Below are 4,463 nucleotides of genomic sequence, written 5' to 3'. Positions count from 1 at the left end.
GAGAGCTATGAGTCTATTGTTGATGCGGCTTGCTGTGCTTGGAATAAGTTGCTTGAGCAGCCAGAGAGGGTTCGCTCCTTGACTACTCGAACTTGGGCACAACTTTAATTATTGGGATTGGTATAACTATGAATTTACAGCCTCATCAGATGATAAGTCAGCAGCTAACGATCAGCAAGTTCTGGTCCGTCCAAGATGTTCAGTGGATGAGACATGCGTTAACATTGGCAAGGCAAGGTGCAGAATGCGGCGAGGTACCGGTAGGGGCGGTATTAGTACATGACGAGATGGTCATCGGTAGTGGCTTTAATGAGCCAATCGGTCGTAATGACGTGACTGCCCATGCCGAGATTATAGCTTTAAGAGACGCCTGCCTGCGCTCAAATAACTACCGCTTACCGCTACAGACCACGCTATATGTTACCTTAGAGCCGTGTACTATGTGTGTTGGTGCGTTGATTCATGGGCGAGTCGATAGGCTAGTATATGCCGCAAGTGAGCCTCGGGCAGGTATGGTTGGTAGTCAAATGAATCTGCCTGCAGAGCCATTTTATAATCACCAGATTAAAACTGAACAAGGCTTGTGTGCTGAGCACAGTAGTCAGATGCTGAAGGCTTTTTTTAGGCAACGTCGGCAAGTGGCTAAGGGAAATAAAGAGAGTCTTTTATAATTTATTTAGGATGTGTTTAATATTCACTAATAAATAAGATATTAACCACAGCGCTAGTGATAGCATAGATTATTTGCTATAATGCCGCCCTATTTGGCTATGTAAAAATACGCTGCCTAATAAATATTAATGTATAAGCAATTAAATATAGCCATTTAAATATAAGCAACTAATATGACCGCCTCTACGTCGCCGTCCGAATTGAACGATACTGATAGCCAAGCGCAGCCATTGCGTTACCCGGTTATTTGTATCGATGGGCCTAGTGGCGCTGGCAAAGGCACGGCAGCATGGCGTTTGGCCCAGACGTTAGGTTATCAGTTATTAGACTCAGGTGCGCTATATCGTATTGTTGGACTAAAGGCGTTTGAGGCAGGCTTGCTTACTGCTGATGCCAAGCAGTCTATTGATGAGGCCGCGTTACTTCAGCTGACCCAAGGTTTACAGATTGCTTTTGAGCCTAACGAAGAATCAGGCCGCGTTGATATTGTCGTTAATGATGTGGCTATAGGCGAGCAAGTACGTAATGAGACTGTTGGCGGCTATGCCTCACAAGTGGCAGTGTTTCCACAAGTACGCCAAACCTTGCTGCAATTACAGCAGGATATGGCGACTCGTTCGGGATTGGTTGCAGATGGTCGCGATATGGGAACAGTGGTATTTCCCAATGCTGACGCTAAGATATTTTTGACCGCTAGTGCTAGAGCACGGGCGCAGCGCCGTGTAACCCAATTAAAAAATGCCGGCCAAACTGCAGATTTTGAGGCGATTCTAGCGACTATTAAAGCGCGCGATGATCGTGATGAAAATCGTACGATAGCGCCATCAAAACCTGCGGATGATGCACTATTAATTGATAGCTCACTATTAGATGCTGATACAGTCTATGAGCAAATAAAAAGTCACTGTCAAGCAAAAGGCATTTGTTGTTAATAGCTAATAAGAACAACACAATAAGGACTAAAAAAATCCCTGTGGTTACTGCTTTTAGTGTAAAATTATAGTAGTTAGAACAAGTTACCGGTTAAATGGTAGTTGCTCTAAAGATGTCGCTATACTGATAAAACTATAAAGACAAAGACAGTTGTTGCTAGTGAGCTTTCTAATTAACGTGCTTATTACCAACAAACGTTTTTTTATATGAAGATATAAGATATAAAACCAGTATCGAGTTTTATATCTTCATAAATTTGATCCGTACTGCGCTGGACAGGCTACGGCTATACAAAGGTAGATATAATGGAATCATTTGCTGAACTATTTGAAGCAAGTATTGAAAATCAGGGTCTGGATATCGAGCGTGGCTCGGTTATTACAGGTATCGTTGTGGCCATCGATAGCGATTGGATCACAGTAGACACTGGTCTGAAATCTGAAGGCATCGTTGCTCGTGAAGAGTTTTTAAGCGACGAAGGCGAGCTTGAAGTAGAAGTTGGCGATAGCGTTGATGTCGTGGTTGAAGCGGTTGATAACGGTATGGGTCACACCCTACTGTCACGCGAAAAAGCCAAACGCGTCGAAACGTGGAATGTCCTTGAAAAAATCTATGACAACAATGAGATTGTAAAAGGTATCATTTCTAGCAAAGTAAAAGGTGGTTTTACTGTAGACGTGGGTTCAGTACGCGCGTTCTTACCAGGCTCATTGGTAGATGTTCGTCCTATCCGTGATACTACGCATCTAGAAGGCAAAGAGCTAGAATTTAAAGTTATCAAGCTTGATCAAAAACGTAACAACGTTGTGGTTAGCCGTCGCGCCGTTATGGAAGCTGAAAACTCAGCTGAACGCGAAGAGCTATTGAACAAGCTTGAAGAAGGTATCGAGATCGAAGGTATCGTTAAGAACCTAACTGATTACGGTGCGTTTGTTGATCTTGGTGGTATTGATGGTCTGTTGCACATCACTGACATGGCATGGCGCCGTATCAAGCATCCATCTGAAGTAGTAGAAGTGGGTCAAGACCTAAAAGTTAAAGTATTGAAATTTGACCGTGAACGCAACCGCGTTAGCCTAGGTCTAAAACAACTTGGTACTGATCCTTGGGATAACGTTGGCGCAACTTACCCAGTCGGTAGTGTTGTTAAAGCTCGCGTAACCAACTTGACTGATTACGGTTGTTTCGCTGAAATCTCTGAAGGTATTGAAGGTTTAGTTCACGTATCTGAAATGGATCACACTAACAAAAACATCCATCCATCGAAAGTTGTTCAAGTAGGTGATGATGTTGAAGTTATGATTCTTGATATCGATGAAGAACGCCGCCGTATTAGCTTAGGTATCAAACAGACTCTAGCCAATCCATGGGATGAGTTTGATAAGAAACATGAGCGCGGTGATAAAATCACTGGTACGATCAAATCAATCACTGACTTTGGTATCTTTATTGGTTTAGACGGCGGTATTGATGGTTTAGTTCACTTATCAGACATTTCTTGGAATGAAACTGGTGAAGATGCTATCCGTAACTACAACAAAGGCGACACCGTAGAAGCAATGGTATTGTCTGTAGATTCAGAAGCTAATCGCATCAGTCTAGGCGTTAAGCAACTTACTTCAGATCCATTTAACGAATACCTAGTCAATAATGACCGTGGTGCTATCGTTAATGGTAAAGTAAAAGAAGTTGACGCCAAAGGTGCAACGATTGTGCTTGCTGAAGAAGTTGAAGCTTACTTACGTGCCTCAGAAATCCAGCGTGATCGCGTTGAAGATGCTACTAAGCACTTTACTGTTGGTGATGATGTTGAAGCTAAAATCATCAGTGTTGATCGCAAAACACGTAACATCAGCCTGTCAATCAAAGCGAAAGATGAAGCTGAAGAGCGTCAAGCGATTAAAGACTTGGGTAGCAGCAATACTAATGCTCCGCAAGCGTCTTCATCTGATGCCCAGCCAAAAACTATTGGTGACTTGATTAAAGAGAAAATGCAGTAAATCGCGGATTCTTAATAGCCAATTATTTTGGTAGCTGGTTTTTAACAGATAACAGCATAATAAAAAAGCGACTTCGGTCGCTTTTTTTGTGGTTAGACTAAGCTGTTAATAGGGTTGTTAGCAATAGTATATTTTTTTCTAGAGGCTTAAACTTCTATTTCTATCCAAAATAATATCCGCTATCATTTGCAACGCTCAGTAACAGAATGTAAAATGGTATTCATATGAAATAATATTCGTGTGAATACTCTTTATGCATAACTTTGAGAGACGTTTAAGTATGGCAAAATTTCGTAGTTCTCTTTAGTTCATTATAGAGAGAGCGTTAAATTTAACGCTTATTGAAAGTCAAATTTAGCTCAGAGTTATAATAATCATCAATCAACAAGGCCAGTGTAATAATGCAGCAAGCGATTAATAAGTCCGAATTTATTAACAATTTGAGTACTACCTGCGACACTATGACCGAAACGGTCGTTGATGACGCCGTACGCGAAATATTAAATTTGATGGCAAATACCTTAGCCAATGATGGCCGAGTCGAGGTTCGCGGGTTTGGTAGCTTTTGTTTACATCATCGTCGTTCACGCATGGGGCGCAACCCTAAAACTGGTGAAAGCGTACCCGTACCTGCCAAAGCTATCCCACATTTTAAACCGGGTAAAGCGCTACGTGAAGCGGTTAATGATAAAGTAGCAGGATAACGAGTAAATTTTTTTAAAAAGCAACTATAATAGGACTTACGCAAAACCGAATAAATATTGCTAATCTAGAGAATACCGTAGTAGCATAATAGTCATGAAAAAGCCCAAAGTAACCCGACTAGATTATTGCCAATATCTCATGGTGAGTCAAATA

At 41.7% G+C, this 4,463-nt stretch carries 4 protein-coding genes; all 4 read left to right on the top strand.

Annotation, left to right across the window (positions count from 1 at the left end; translation table 11 throughout):
* The first annotated feature begins 128 nt into the window (after window positions 1-128).
* The 4 genes from tadA (at window position 129) to JMX97_RS13505 (ending at window position 4,309) form a co-directional block, all read left to right on the top strand.
* The gene (tadA, locus tag JMX97_RS13520; RefSeq protein WP_201558938.1) at window positions 129-671 is read left to right on the top strand and encodes a tRNA adenosine(34) deaminase TadA; all 543 of its coding nucleotides are present in this window, start codon (window positions 129-131) and stop codon (window positions 669-671) included.
* Between the two features lie 174 nt (window positions 672-845).
* Window positions 846-1,604 carry a (d)CMP kinase gene (gene cmk, locus JMX97_RS13515; protein ID WP_201558936.1) on the top strand — a complete coding sequence of 253 codons (759 nt, stop codon included), beginning with the start codon at window positions 846-848 and terminating at the stop codon, window positions 1,602-1,604.
* A 303-nt stretch (window positions 1,605-1,907) separates the two neighbouring features.
* On the top strand, window positions 1,908-3,605 hold the full coding sequence (gene rpsA / locus JMX97_RS13510; protein WP_201558940.1) for a 30S ribosomal protein S1: 1,698 nt from the start codon (window positions 1,908-1,910) through the stop codon (window positions 3,603-3,605).
* Between the two features lie 401 nt (window positions 3,606-4,006).
* A complete protein-coding gene (locus tag JMX97_RS13505; RefSeq protein ID WP_201558935.1) occupies window positions 4,007-4,309 on the top strand; it encodes an integration host factor subunit beta in 303 nt (100 codons plus the stop codon).
* The last annotated feature ends 154 nt before the right edge of the window (window positions 4,310-4,463 follow it).

The sequence above is a fragment of the Psychrobacter sp. 72-O-c genome (assembly GCF_904846605.1).
Lineage (GTDB): Bacteria > Pseudomonadota > Gammaproteobacteria > Pseudomonadales > Moraxellaceae > Psychrobacter.
This window is presented reverse-complemented; position numbering and strand designations above follow the sequence as displayed.